At 42.1% G+C, this 14,137-nt stretch carries 9 protein-coding genes; 1 reads left to right on the top strand and 8 read right to left on the bottom strand.

Annotated features, from left to right (window positions below; all coding sequences use genetic code 11):
• Entirely contained in the window at positions 1–1,164 is a 1,164-nt protein-coding gene (gene devC, locus HYD_RS03625; protein WP_236864997.1) for an ABC transporter permease DevC, read from the top strand.
• 242 nt (positions 1,165–1,406) lie between these two features.
• On the opposite strand, the gene dnaQ is transcribed toward devC, so the two are convergent.
• The 8 genes from dnaQ to rpoC all read right to left on the bottom strand — a co-directional run bounded on the left by dnaQ (position 1,407) and on the right by rpoC (position 14,096).
• Positions 1,407–2,147, bottom strand: a complete 741-nt coding sequence (dnaQ, locus tag HYD_RS03620; protein WP_236864996.1) for a DNA polymerase III subunit epsilon — start codon at positions 2,145–2,147, stop codon at positions 1,407–1,409.
• 124 nt (positions 2,148–2,271) lie between these two features.
• Complete coding sequence (gene gyrB / locus HYD_RS03615) at positions 2,272–4,668, bottom strand: DNA topoisomerase (ATP-hydrolyzing) subunit B (protein ID WP_236864995.1); 2,397 nt, start codon at positions 4,666–4,668, stop codon at positions 2,272–2,274.
• 128 nt (positions 4,669–4,796) lie between these two features.
• Positions 4,797–6,056, bottom strand: coding sequence for a 3-deoxy-D-manno-octulosonic acid transferase (locus HYD_RS03610; RefSeq protein WP_236864994.1), 1,260 nt, complete (start codon positions 6,054–6,056; stop codon positions 4,797–4,799).
• A 225-nt stretch (positions 6,057–6,281) separates the two neighbouring features.
• Positions 6,282–7,172 carry a hypothetical protein gene (locus HYD_RS03605; protein ID WP_236864993.1) on the bottom strand — a complete coding sequence of 297 codons (891 nt, stop codon included), beginning with the start codon at positions 7,170–7,172 and terminating at the stop codon, positions 6,282–6,284.
• A gap of 480 nt (positions 7,173–7,652) precedes the next feature.
• Positions 7,653–7,895 carry a DNA-directed RNA polymerase subunit omega gene (gene rpoZ, locus HYD_RS03600; RefSeq protein ID WP_236864991.1) on the bottom strand — a complete coding sequence of 81 codons (243 nt, stop codon included), beginning with the start codon at positions 7,893–7,895 and terminating at the stop codon, positions 7,653–7,655.
• 4 nt (positions 7,896–7,899) lie between these two features.
• Positions 7,900–8,025 carry a type B 50S ribosomal protein L36 gene (gene ykgO / locus HYD_RS03595; RefSeq protein WP_236865823.1) on the bottom strand — a complete coding sequence of 42 codons (126 nt, stop codon included), beginning with the start codon at positions 8,023–8,025 and terminating at the stop codon, positions 7,900–7,902.
• Between the two features lie 84 nt (positions 8,026–8,109).
• Positions 8,110–9,411: an ATP-dependent Clp protease ATP-binding subunit ClpX gene (gene clpX / locus HYD_RS03590; RefSeq protein WP_236864989.1), complete on the bottom strand. Its 1,302-nt coding sequence runs from the start codon at positions 9,409–9,411 to the stop codon at positions 8,110–8,112.
• Positions 9,412–9,902: 491 nt separating this feature from the next.
• Complete coding sequence (gene rpoC / locus HYD_RS03585) at positions 9,903–14,096, bottom strand: DNA-directed RNA polymerase subunit beta' (RefSeq protein WP_236864987.1); 4,194 nt, start codon at positions 14,094–14,096, stop codon at positions 9,903–9,905.
• Positions 14,097–14,137: the final 41 nt, after the last annotated feature.

Here is a 14,137-nt window from a genome sequence, read left to right as displayed (position 1 = left end):
ATGCTACGATCATGTTACTTCGCTTTAAGGCTTGCGTGGCGGCAACTGCGATACGAAAAATCTAAGACAATAGCCGCCATACTAGGAGTTATATTTGCGTGCATATTAGTGTTCATGCAGTCCGGGTTTAAAGACTCTTTATTCAAGAGTGTTTCGAACATTCCTCGGAAGCTCGATGGAGACTTGTTTGTAATCCACAAGCAAACAGAAGCCATTTGGCGCGGGAGCAGCTTTCCTAAATATGAACTGATGAGAGCATGCGGCCACCCAGATGTAAAAGAAGTGAAAAAGCTATACATAGGGCAGGCCATTTGGACAAATCCTCAGAAAAAAAGCAAGCGTGCTCTTTTGGTTTTCGGAGTTGCTCCAGACAAGTGCATCATATCGTCTGACGAATTTAGATCTAAAAAATCTCTTTTAACAATAAAAGACAGCGCTCTTTTTGATGACAGATCGAAGTATGATTTTGGACCAATAAAAGAGATGCTAAAAACCGGGCCGATAGAAACAGAAGTAAATGACTATAGAATAAAAGTTATGGGCACATTTAGCCTTGGTACATCGTTTGCGGCTTCCGGAAATATAGTTGTAAGCGAAGACAGTTTTTTTAAACTGTTCCCATATAAGTCACATAACAGAGTTGATGTCGGAATGATTTCCATAAAAAATAAAGACCTCACACATCAAGTGAAAAAAGATTTACAAGCGCTTCTAAACCAAAACGTATTCGTTTTTACAAAAAAAGAGCTTATAGAGCACGAGGAAGCCTATTGGAGAATAAATTCTCCTATAGGATTTATATTTGGGTTTGGAACCATCATGGGTCTCATAGTCGGGATGGTAATCGTATACCAGATACTTTTCACAGACATCACAAATCATTTAAATGAGTATGCCACCTTAAAAGCCATGGGCTATCCGCACAGCTATTTAGTAAAGATTGTTGTGTGCTCGTCTATGATACTCGCAATAGTAGGATTCATACCAGGAGCCCTGGCCTCTGCAGCGCTGTATAAAGTTACAGAGTCGGTGACATATATCCCAATGGACATGACTTTTGGCAAAATACTGAATGTGTTTTCTTTGATATTTTTGATGTGCGTTGCTTCTGGAATTTTGGCCATGAATAAACTAAAAAGCATAGACCCAGCTGATATGTTTTAGCATATATAAAAGACATTTTGACGCTCTGTTTGCTAAAAACATACATTTCAGCTTTTTCGCGCTTTGTGCTCGATTTTATTATACTCCTTCTGAAACTAGATTTAAAATAAAAAATAAATAGATTTTTTTCAAGTTTAGTATTGTTGCAAGCATTTATACCATTTATTTAACAAAGTGATAATTTCCGAAGAACTCTATTCATAAAGTCACCTAATAAATTTGCTCAGCTATAAGCCTATTAGCTATCTCCACGCCGGCGCACCAATCTGTTTTATAATATCTGCGTGAGTCATCAATTCTTCGCTTGAAGGAAAAAGAACAGTGTATTCGCGATTATTTATAGCATCATCATAAAGCCTACTAATCGAGCCATCAGTTGCTTTTGCTTTGTCGCTAATCGGTTTACGGTAGCCCATATCACCTTGTTTAGCCGCGTTAGAATCTTGAATATGCGGAAAAAACTCAAACGATTTTTGAGCGCCTCCAGTTAGCTTTATATATACCCTCGACAAAAGCTGCGCATCTAAAAGCGCTCCATGAAGACTCCTAGAGGAAAGATCTATATCAAAATGCCTACACAACGCATTCAGACTTGCCGGAGAGCCCGGAAACATCTCGCGTGCCATCATAAGAGTGTCGACAATTCTATTAGCTATCAAAGGTTTTTTGGACTTCTCCAGCTCAAAGTTAATAAATTGAAGGTCGAATTTCGCGTTGTGTATTATGAGCGACGAATCAGCAATAAATTCCAAAAACTCGTCAGCAACTTTATCAAATGGATCAAATTGTTTCAAAAAATCAGAACTAATTCCATGCACAGAAAATGCCTCTGAATCAACATCTCTGTCTGGGTTTATGTATCTATGAAAAGTCCTGCCAGTTGTGCTTCCTCCGAACAGTTCCACGCACCCTATTTCGATTAACCTGTGTCCATTTTGCACAGACAGCCCAGTGGTTTCTGTATCAAGAACGATCTCTCTCATAAAAACCTTTTCTCCAATATCTTCGCAATTTGCAGCCCAAAGCATTTCATTATGTGAACCATTTTTATAATTAAAAAGCCATATTTCCAAATTCTTTTTTTATAGAGAGCTCGTCATTTTGCTCCTATGCATCAAGATTTATTGTATTCAGTGCATTTTCCTGTATAAACGATCGCCTTGGAGCGACTATGTCTCCCATCAATATCGAGAACAGCTCGCTGGCTTCCTCTGCATGGCGAAGAGAAACTTGTATCAGCGTTCTAGAGTTTGGGTCGAGAGTGGTTTCCCACAGCTGGTCTGCTTGCATCTCTCCAAGACCTTTATATCGTTGTATATATATTCCTTTTTTCACTATATCAGACACAGCTTTCCAAAGCTCTGATGGTCTCAATACTGTTCTCTGGCTTCCGTCCTTCAACATTATAAGCTTCGCCGGATATAAGCCGCGCATATCGTGCTCCATAGACTTCAATTGAAGCACCTCGGAAGAATCCATAAGCTGCTCTGACACAGAGTAACTTTGACTAACTCCGTCAAATTCGTGAATAAATGTCGCCCCCCCAGAATCTACTTTTGCTATGCTCCACTTTCCAGTTTTTTCATTGTTATTAGAAAATTTAAGTAAATCCTGCGCCCAAGATTCTCTATCAGAATAAAATCTGCCATCACTCAATGCTCCGCTAACAATAGCCATCTCTAAAATGTATAGAGAGAAATCCTTGAAAAACATCCGATCTGTGATTGAAGCCACCTGCCATGCTTTTTGTATGTGACTCTCTAGGTCTACGCCTGCTATTTGCACCCCGTCCGCAGAAATTATAGAAACAACTTGAGAGCCAGACTGAATAAAATACCCATTCAGAGCCCTATCATTTTTCATGTAAATCATGGATTGCCCCCGTCGTATACCATATAGAGGTGGCTGCGCTATATACAAGTGCTTTTTATATATCAGTTCACGCATATACCGGAAAAAGAATGTTAAAAGAAGGGTCCGTATATGGCTCCCGTCCACATCTGCATCTGTCATAAGAATTACTTTATGATATCGAAGCTTCGATACGTTAAAGTCCTCGCCTATGCCGGTTCCAAGAGCCGTTATTAAAGTACCAATTTCTGCAGACCCAAGCATTTTATCAAACCTTGCCCGCTCTACGTTAAGAATTTTGCCGCGCAGCGGAAGTATCGCTTGAAATTTTCTGTCTCGACCGCTCTTAGCATTTCCACCAGCGCTATCTCCTTCCACCAAATATAGCTCGCACAACGAAGGATCTCGCTCGGAGCAATCCGACAGTTTTCCTGGAAGAGATGCGATGTCGAGAGCGCTTTTGCGTCGCGTAAGTTCACGAGCTTTCCTGGCCGCCTCTCTCGCGAGCGCAGACTCCACTATGCGTGACAAAATTTTCTTCATTTCGCTCGGATTTTCTTCCATCCACTGTTCAATCTTTTCGCTTACTATGCTTTCTATAATTGGACGCACCTCAGACGAGACAAGCTTGTCTTTAGTTTGCGATGAAAATTTGGGATCAGGAACTTTCACTGAAACAACGGCCGTTAACCCTTCTCTTGCATCTTCCCCCATAACAATAGACTTTTCCTTCCTACCGGAAGCTGATAAAAGGTGCGAAATTGTTCTGGTGAGGGCCGAACGAAAACCAGATAAATGCGTTCCACCATCCTTTTGCGGAATATTATTCGTAAAACACAATACGCTTTCGTGATAGCTAGACGTCCACTCCATCGCTATATCAAGACAAATTCCGTTTTTTTCTCCAAAAAAGCTGATTACCTCTTCATGTATAGATGTCTTTCCGCGATCCAAGTACTGAACAAACGACTTAACCCCTCCAGCATATTTCATATCGACTTTTTTATGCGGAGATTCTCGCTCGTCGACAACAGATATAGAGAGTTTTGGATTTAAAAACGCAAGCTCCTTCATGCGGCGCTCTATCACAGAAAAATCGAAATCTATACCAGAAAACGTAGAGCTCGATGGAAAAAACACAACTTCCGTGCCATGCCTTCCTTTTTCGCATTCCGATATTTTCTCTAGAGATTTTGTTGGGACTCCATCCTCAAATTTTATAAAATACTCACCCCCGTCGCGCCATATCCTAAGAGTAAGCCATGATGATAGGGCATTTACAACCGACACTCCAACACCATGAAGTCCTCCAGACACCTTATACGAGTTTTGATCGAACTTTCCGCCAGCGTGTAGGTGTGTCATGATAACCTCAGCAGCAGAAATGCCCTCTTCCTCATGAATATCAACCGGAATCCCTCTTCCATTGTCTGTAACAGAAACAGCGCCATCAGAACGAAGAACTATTTTTATGTGATCGCAGTGACCAGCCAAAGACTCATCTATAGAGTTGTCAACAACTTCATACACCATGTGATGAAGCCCAGACCCGTCATCTGTATCTCCTATATACATACCAGGACGCTTCCGAACAGCATCCAACCCTCTTAGGACCTTTATAGACCTGGAATCGTAATTATTTTTATTCGACACTAGACAACTTCCAATCTTTCAGTTTTAGAACAAAACCTTCATTAATAGTACATTATATGGCCGCAGATTACAAAGACCTAGTGTCTCATCAAAAACTCATCGCTATTAAATAGCTAGCTGAGCACGTCTTAACTCACATTCAAAATGTCCATAATTTCATTTGCTAATTTTTGCGAATTTTTATGCAGCCTTTCAGCTATAACAAAAGATTTTTCTGCCATTGATGACGCTATATACGGATTTTGCAGCAGGCGTAATAATTCTAATGAGAGCATCTCATAGCTTCCGCAACAAACGCAGGCTCCTTCAGAAATAAACTCATCAGAAATTTCTTCCTGGCTCTTTATCCTGTTTCCTTGAACAACCGCACATCTCATCATTGCAGGCTCAAGTATATTATGTCCTTCAGCAGAAGAAAAAGACCCTCCAAGAAGTGCGAAATTAGCCACTTCATAAAATATGCCTAGCTCTCCAAATGTGTCGATAACATACACATCACTTTCGCCAATAGAAAATCCAACCGTTGACCGCAAAACAGATTTTAGACCAATTTTTGAACACATTTCACAAATGATATGCGCTCTTTCTATATGACGAGGAGCTATGATAAGAATCAGCTTTGGCATTGTCTCGCGCAGACGCTTAAAACTGTCCAAAACCAGCGCTTCTTCTTCCGCATGTATACATGTTGCCAGCAGAAATTGTCTTTCTGCTATGCTTTCTCTTAAAGCGCTCACAAGTTCAGCGGAAGCAGAAAGTCTGTTTGCAGCGCATTTTATAGATGGAGATCGAAATACCTCTGCGCCCGCTATGCTTGATATTTTTTCAAACGCAGATTCAGACGACACAAAGCATGCTTTAAATACAGAACACAATATACTAAGCGCGTCTCCAGCCATTCTCCACGCTTCAAAGCTTTTGTTCGATAAATTTCCATTCACAAGAACCGCAGGAATTTTATACCTCTTCAGCCCTAGCAAAAGAGCAGGCCAAAATTCAGATTCTATGAATATAGCGGCCACAGGACGAGTAGCCCTAAGAAACGCGCCAACACACAATGGAACATCTATAGGAACCATTCTTATGCTAACCCTTTTTTCTAACCCACTTTCCCGGATGTGTTTTTTTAATGTTTCTTCTGCGCCAAAAGTCTGAAATGTCACTAATATATGGGTTTTTTCAGAAGTTTTAGATATTTTGTCTATTATGACGAAAGATGCACGCACTTCACCTATGCTTGCTCCATGTATCCACACGCTCGAAGGAGGTATACCGCGATTTCCAAATCCCATCCGTTTTATAAAATTATGGAAAGACTCCTTTCCTCGCAACACACGCACAATAATTACAATCCACCACACTGGAACAAAAGCCGTTGACAGAATCATATACAAACAAAGAACAATGCGCCCAAAAACCATGCACACTAATAAATTTTCATGTTGAAGCTAATGATACCGCTTCTTCATGAGTGTCGCAATTTTTATGAACAACCCCGACATGCCTACGCAACATCCAAATGAAACTAGGGCGCGAAAACAATATGGCATAGCAAAAAAATACGCCCACAATTATGCGAGCGCACATAATAGAATTATAGATTTGTTGATATATTAATAGTTGTTTTTGTCATCTAAGAAAAATTGCGCTTGAACTTCGCATCTATTATTTGTTCTATAGTAAACATTAATTTGAATATCTCCCACTCCAGCGCCTTCAATGCTCCTACCATTTCTTAATATTTCATTGCCGCATATTATGTCCACCGCCCCATCAACTAATTTTCTCATAAATGTTTTCATGTCTTGAGTCAAAAATTCACACCCTCCCTCGGAAAGAGAAGCCCCGTTTGGAGTTTGATATTTTGCAGACTCCTGTATTAAAGAATTTCCTTTTTTAGTGAAAGAAAAAGAAACCTCCGTTCCAGTTGGCACGTTATAGCGGTCTTCCAAATTGTCCCACCCAAGGTTAGCAGAAATCATGCCAACATATTTATGGTTATTAACGTTCGGCAATGCATATATACCAAAACCAAGCTGAACATCAAATGGATCAAGGGAAAACCCTATCCCAGATGCAACGTCATACATAAGCTCCATCGTTTGGTCGATTACTTCCTGGCGTTCTTTTCTGGACGACTCAAACCCGACACTGAGCGAGTCCTCGTAACTGTCGCCCTTTAGCTGGGAAGCAAAAGGATTCTCTGGAAATGACTTAAATGGAGGAACCTCGCCCTTTACAGACTCGTAAAATCTAGCCCCATCCCTCGCTACAATCAACATATACCTCAAGTTATAATCATCAGCAAATTTTATAGAGCTAGACTTAGTATCGACTTTTTCCCTTTGTCCATTAACAAAACCAACCTCTTTATTCAGCTCACTTTCACGTTGCAAACCAGGCGACTTAATAGCAGAAGCGGTTCTGACCCGAGCAGCCCCAGCATTAGAGCACGCAATACAAGCACAAGCAAGCGACACCAAAATTTTTGACAGCGAATTCATAAATTTCTCCGAAGATTAATCACGTTTGGCATTATGCACGAAAAATATTTCAAAAAAGTGAATATCCTATTAGGTATCCCGTTGAAAAAGCAAGGTTTTTTCTGTCTTCGGCGCGCACATAGAGCTCATAACTGTCACATTCAAAGACTTGAAACTTACTATGAAACATGAAACTATAATTATAATTAGTCATGCCAGCTTCACGAATGCTAAACTGCCAGATCCGCTATATTAAATCTTCGCAACAAAGCTGACGCTTAGGTTAAATTCGCGGCCCAGAACCTACAGCTTTAAACAGCCGCATAAATCACAGTTCTTCATATACTAATATGACAAAATGACAAAACACGAGGCACAGAAAGCGATCCCACACCATACGAGCCCCGCCATCTTACAACAGAACAAAAGGAAAAACGCTCAAATCCTGCATCAAAAAACAATGCAAGCCCACAGAAAAAGCTGAGTCAGCCACCCCGCCCTCTATTCTCCGCCCTCTATAAGATACGAATATCTCTGAAACCCAGAAATCATCGTCTCTTCCATATAGCCTATACTAACAGCGCCGCAAGCGATCTCCCGCAGAGCTATAACTACATTTTTGTCGTTATTCTTAGGAACGTTCGCCTCAACCCCAGAAGAGAGCTGCTTGGCCCTATACGCTATCGCCATAGCAAGCCTAAAATGATCGACGCCACCGTCCACAAAACATGCACCTCTTTTCATCAGGCTAACCTTGCCTTGCCTTATACCTCGGGTTCTTTTTGTTTATAACAAAAACCCGCCCACATCTTCTAACAACACGACAATTTTTGTCCCGAAGTCTAAGCATTTTAATCGAATTCTTTACTTTCATTCTCACAAACCAAAATAACACCAGAGCGTGTGTGTATTCTACACTCCAAATACCACATATTCAATAGACAGAAAAAAAGCAGACCTAGAATGATCCTCCATTCTCTTTTTTTTCCTTCTTTTTGTCGCCGACTCCAAACTCTTCGTCTTTATCTTTTTTATACACCATTATTGGGCTAATGCCAAATTCTATAGATTCTTTCTTTATTATAACTTCTTTTATATCTTTTTTTGATGGAATTTCATACATAGGATCAAGCATAACATTTTCAAATATAGACCGAAGTCCGCGCGCACCAGTCTTAAGCTCCTTAGCCTTTTTGGCAACTGCCTCCAAAGCTTCCTCCTTAACCGTAAGCTGTACATTCTCCATCTCAAACAATTTTTTGTATTGTTTAACGATAGAATTTTTTGGCTCCGTAAGAATTTTTATAAGCGCGCTTTCGTCAAGATCTGTAAGAGGAACGACAATAGGAAACCGTCCTATAAACTCTGGAATAAGCCCATATTGAAGCAAATCCTCTGGCTCCACATGCCTAAGAATGTCGCCAATGTTTTTGTCAGAAGAACTTTTTATGTTAGAAGTAAATCCTATGCTCTGTCCCTTCAGCCGATTTTCTATTATCTTCTCCATACCAGAAAATGCTCCTCCGCATATGAACAAAATATTTTTGGTATTAATCTGGACGCATTCCTGTTGCGGGTGCTTTCTGCCACCTTGCGGAGGAACAGAGGCAATAGAGCCTTCAACAAGTTTAAGAAGAGCTTGCTGCACTCCCTCTCCAGAAACATCTCGCGTAATAGATGGGTTTTCCGATTTTCTCGATATTTTGTCTATTTCGTCTATATAAACGATTCCTCTTTGGGCAGAATTTACGTCATAATTGGCGCTTTGCAACAATTTTAAAAGAATATTCTCTACGTCTTCTCCAACATAGCCAGCTTCTGTCAAACTCGTAGCATCTGCTATTGTAAATGGAACATTTAGTATTTTTGCAAGAACCTGTGCAAGTAGAGTTTTCCCGCATCCTGTTGGGCCGATAAGGAGAATGTTTGATTTTGTAAGGTCGACATCGTCTTCCATCTGCCTTATGCGCTTATAGTGGTTATATACAGCAACAGAAAGAACTTTCTTAGCATGAGATTGTCCGACTATATAGTCATTCAACACATTATGGATTTCCTTAGGAGTGAATAACGCTGAAGAATCTCCAATCTGTACCTCTTTGTTTTTTGCTTCTTCCCTTAGGATATCATTACACAAATTTATGCATTCATCGCAGATGAACACCGTTGGCCCAGCTATCAGTTTATAGACTTCATATTGGCTCTTACCACAAAAAGAACACCTCAGCATAGTCCCGCCCTCACCACCTTGACGCGCCATGATCCTCCTTACTAATACTCGCTAAACAAAATTTAACGCTCTCATCTAATATACCTTCATCATGCCATAAAGTCATAAAAAAAAAATGACCGAAACCGAGCCGAAAGCGCCAACGCAGCCCCGCATATCGCAGCCATCCTAGCTATTGAAAAGCCATATTTTAAGGTGCACATCAACAAGCGCAACTCTAAAATGGCTATAGGAAAAGTAAAAAAAGCAACGCCGTTACCGCTCACAACAACTCTTTAACAATATAAAAAACCAATAGATATCACGCCGGTCAATTATAAGATCGTAAAAACCAAAAAACCGAATTGAAAAAGGTTTCTTATGTCTTTATGGTCTGATTTTTCAAAATCACCTGTGTTTTACACAACAACGTCCCTGGAGACAGCTTTCCTCTTCATCTCTCTCATGACAAACCCCGACCAGCAGCCAGTACCAATAGAGCGAAACAGCGGCAAAAAACTAAACCTACCTGCCCGCCCATTCTAATACGCTTCGCGGACCGACGCATCTTCGCAATCTTTTTCAACCCCGCTTTCCGTAGAAGAAGATGCCGCGCGCACAACAACGTCCCTGGAAACAGCTTTCCTCTTCATCTCTCTCATGACAAACCCCGTACCAGCGGGGATAAGCTTTCCAGCTATAACGTTTTCTTTCAATCCTATAAGTTTATCTTGCTTCCCGTGAACAGCGGCTTCTATTAAAACTCTGGTGGTCTCTTGGAAAGACGCTGCAGAAATAAACGACCTAGTATGCAAAGACGCCTTTGTAATACCCTGAAGCACCGGCATAAACGATGCCGGTCGCCCACCACCAGACTCAACACGTTTGTTGATTTCTTTAAGCTCGTCGCGAGCAATCTGGTCGCCCACAAGAAGTTCAGAATCTCCAGGATCGGTTATCTCAACCTTTCTTAACATTTGCCTTATTATTACCTCTATGTGCTTGTCGTTTATCTTAACGCCCTGAAGCCTATATACATTCTGTATTTCTTTAATAAGGTGCAAAGACAAAGACTCAACCCCTTGTATACGTAAAATATCTTGCAATGCTGGGTTACCATCTACAAGAATATCGCCGCGCTTAACGTCATCCCCGTCCTGAACAAGGGCCATTCGACCTTTAGCAGCAAAAAACTCAAACGGTTTCTCGCCCTCTACAGACGGGACTATAACAACTCTCCTGCGAGATTTGTAATCTTTACCATACTCCACATAACCATCACATTCACTCATAATAGCAGGATCTTTAGGCCATCTAGCCTCAAACAGTTCGGCTATTCTAGGCAAACCTCCAACGATATCTCGAGACTTATATGTTTCTTTCGACAACCTGGCTATCACACTTCCTGCATGGACCCATGCACCGTTGTCTACCATAAGAACTGTTTCTGGTACCAACGTATACCGCGCATCTGCACCATTAGAAAGCTTAAGCTGTTCGCCATCTTTTCCGCGTATCACAACCCTAGGCTGCATACCCTTGCCTCTACCAGTCTTTTGCCAATCGCTAACCGTGCGCTTCGCTATTCCTGATGACTCGTCTATTATTTCTTTCATGGACACACCATCAACAAGATCCACGTAGTGCACATAACCGTCACACTCTGCTATCACAGGTATGGTATATGGGTCCCACTCTGCTAGTCTCTGGCCAGCCTTCACGCTCTCTCCCTCAGAAACAAACACATGCGCTCCACACACAAGCCTATACACAGCGCTCTCATGTCCATAAGAATCGCACACAATAATTTCCATATGGCGATTCATAACAACGGTTTGTCCTGAGCCATTTTTTATCACTTGCCTGTTTCTAAACTTGACAACGCCATCAACTAGAGCATCAACGAACGAGGATTCTGCCGCCCTTTGCGCCGCTCCACCTGAGTGGAAAGTTCGAAGCGTGAGCTGTGTACCGGGCTCTCCGATGGACTGAGCAGCGATAACTCCAACGGACTCTCCCACAACCACAAGCTTATTTCTCGCCAAATCTTTTCCATAACACATAGAGCAAATACCCTCTGCAGATTCGCACGTAATAACAGACCTACACTTTACAGATTCTATTCCAGCCAAAGACAGCTTTTCCACAGCAGCAATGTCTATCATACTAGACCGAGCAATTATTAACTCTCCAGTTTCTGGCGAAACCACATCTTCGGCACAAATACGGCCTAATACTCTGTCTGCCATAGGAGCAACAACTTCTCCGCTATCAACAATAGGCCTTATGGTAACTCCATTATCCGTTCCACAATCAAGCTCCGTTATGACGCAGTCCTGAGCGACATCAACCAGCCTTCGCGTAAGATAACCGGCTCCAGCAGTCTTAAGCGCGGTGTCTGACATACCCTTTCTTGCGCCATGGGTACCGTTAAAATATTCAAAAGCACGCAACCCTTCCTTCAGGTTAGAAACGATAGGGTGTTCCAAAATACTTCCATCATGCCTAGCTATAAGACCGCGCATAGCAGACAGCTGCTTCATCTGAGCGGGAGATCCCCTCGCGCCAGAATTTGCCATTATAAACACGGAATTCAAAGGCTTTCCTGGAATATCGCTAGAAATTTCATCCATCATTTCCTTTGCGACCCTATCTGCGCAATTAGTCCAAGCGTCTGTAACCTTGTTGTACCTTTCTCCCTGCGTGATAAGACCGTCAAGATATTGGTTTTGAAACTCGTCTACTATCTTCCTTGTCTCTGCAACTATATTCCACTTTTCTTTCGGCACGATCATGTCGTCCTGGCCAATCGACACACCAGACAGCGTCGCGTATCTGAAACCAAGCTGTACAAGGCGATCCAAAAACTCCACAGTATCACCTTTTTTACAGTTGCTATACACGCATCCAAGAAGCTCGAGAATATCTTCTGACGACAAAAGCTTGTTCACTTTTTCGAACTTAATCTTATTGCTTTTGGGAATTATGTCCCATACAATCATTCTGCCGAGCGTGGTCTCTACCCTCTGCAATCCAGACACTGTCCCATCGTCGTTATATGTATCGATTCTTGTGACAACCTTCGAGTGCATCGAAAGAGTTTTTTCTTGATGCGCCATTATCATTTCGCTTAGACCAGAAAAAGCTCTCCCCTCGCCTTTTTCTCCTTCTCTCATTATAGAAAGGTAGTATATTCCAAGAACAATGTCCTTTGTAGGAAGCGTTATCGGAGACCCGTTAGCCGGGCTCAGTATATTGTTGGAAGAAAGCATAAGGACGCGCGCCTCTGCCTGCGCCTCGAGAGACAACGGGACGTGGACTGCCATTTGATCTCCATCGAAGTCCGCGTTAAACGCAAGACACACGAGCGGATGCAGCTGTATCGCTTTTCCTTCCACAAGTATAGGCTCAAAAGCCTGGATTCCAAGTCTATGAAGGGTTGGGGCGCGGTTCAAAAGCACTAGCCTATCTTTCACGACTTCTTCAAGTATATCCCACACCTCTGGACGCTCACGCTCCACCATAGCGCGGGCAACCTTTATGGTCGGAGCAAATCCGTGTGATTCTAGCTTCGAATATATGAAAGGCTTAAACAGCTCCAGCGCTATCTTCTTCGGAAGACCGCATTGATGAAGTTTAAGGTTTGGACCAACTGTAATAACAGAACGAGCAGAATAGTCGACGCGCTTTCCAAGCAAGTTCATTCTGAAGCGACCATGCTTCCCTTTTAATATGTCAGACATCGACTTCAGAGGACGCTTATTGCTGCCCACTATAGGCCTTCCTCGTCGACCATTATCGAAAAATGCGTCAACAATTTCCTGAAGCATACGCTTTTCATTTTTTATGATCATATCTGGAGCGCGTAACTCTATCAAACGTCTAAGCCTATTATTTCTGTTAATAATTCTTCTGTAGAGGTCGTTAAGATCAGACGTAGCAAATCTGCCTCCGTCGAGAGGAACCAAAGGACGAAGATCTGGAGGCATGACAGGCAAAACGTCCAACACCATCCACTCAGGCCTCGCGCCCGACGATATAAAAGCTTCTATAAGCTTAAGCCTCTTCATCACCTTTTTCTTTCTCATTTCCGGAAGGCTAGAGCTAAGCTCCTGCCTTAAAGATTCACGAAGTGAAGGCAAATCCAAGTTGGCAAGCATTTCTTTCACAGCCTCAGCTCCAGTCGAGGCTCTAAAACTCTCCTGGCCATATTCCTGCTGAGCTCTGTAATACTCATCCTCCGTCAAGATTTGATTCTCTTCTAGCCCTGTCAAACCTGGATCGAGCACAACATATCCATCGAAATACAGCAATCGATCTATGTTTTTGACGCTCATATCCAAGATAATGCCCATCCTGCTCGGAGGAGATTTTGAAAACCATATGTGCGCAACGGGCGACGCAAGCTCTATATGTCCCATCCTGTCGCGCCGAACCTTCGCAAGAGTAACCTCTACTCCGCATTTTTCGCAAATCACTCCCTTATATTTCATTCTCTTATACTTACCGCATAAGCACTCATAATCTTTTACAGGTCCAAAAATTCTGGAGCAAAAAAGCCCGTCTCTCTCTGGCTTAAAAGTGCGGTAATTTATGGTCTCTGGCTTTTTCACTTCACCAAACGACCAAGAGCGAATTTGCTCAGGACTAGCTATGGATATCTTCACGCTATCAAAGCTTTTCGAAGAAAAGTCTTGACCAAAAAATCGCGAATCGCGCTGTTCACCGCTCACCATAATCGTCTCCATCACACACATTTTTCATAATAAACCATCCA

It is taken from the genome of Candidatus Hydrogenosomobacter endosymbioticus (assembly GCF_021654655.1).
Taxonomy (GTDB): Bacteria; Pseudomonadota; Alphaproteobacteria; order Holosporales; family GW7; genus Hydrogenosomobacter; species Hydrogenosomobacter endosymbioticus.
This window is presented reverse-complemented; position numbering and strand designations above follow the sequence as displayed.

What these genes read in the sequence shown, in the direction of transcription:
- clpX (WP_236864989.1), bottom strand. Translation starts at nt 9,411, where the DNA reads ATGGCGCGTCAAGGTGGTGAGGGCGGGACTATGCTGAGGTGTTCTTTT.
- ykgO (WP_236865823.1), bottom strand. Translation starts at nt 8,025, where the DNA reads ATGAAAGTAAAGAATTCGATTAAAATGCTTAGACTTCGGGACAAAAAT.
- devC (WP_236864997.1), top strand. Translation starts at nt 1, where the DNA reads ATGCTACGATCATGTTACTTCGCTTTAAGGCTTGCGTGGCGGCAACTG.
- HYD_RS03610 (WP_236864994.1), bottom strand. Translation starts at nt 6,056, where the DNA reads ATGATTCTGTCAACGGCTTTTGTTCCAGTGTGGTGGATTGTAATTATT.
- rpoZ (WP_236864991.1), bottom strand. Translation starts at nt 7,895, where the DNA reads ATGAAAAGAGGTGCATGTTTTGTGGACGGTGGCGTCGATCATTTTAGG.
- HYD_RS03605 (WP_236864993.1), bottom strand. Translation starts at nt 7,172, where the DNA reads ATGAATTCGCTGTCAAAAATTTTGGTGTCGCTTGCTTGTGCTTGTATT.
- dnaQ (WP_236864996.1), bottom strand. Translation starts at nt 2,147, where the DNA reads ATGAGAGAGATCGTTCTTGATACAGAAACCACTGGGCTGTCTGTGCAA.
- rpoC (WP_236864987.1), bottom strand. Translation starts at nt 14,096, where the DNA reads ATGGTGAGCGGTGAACAGCGCGATTCGCGATTTTTTGGTCAAGACTTT.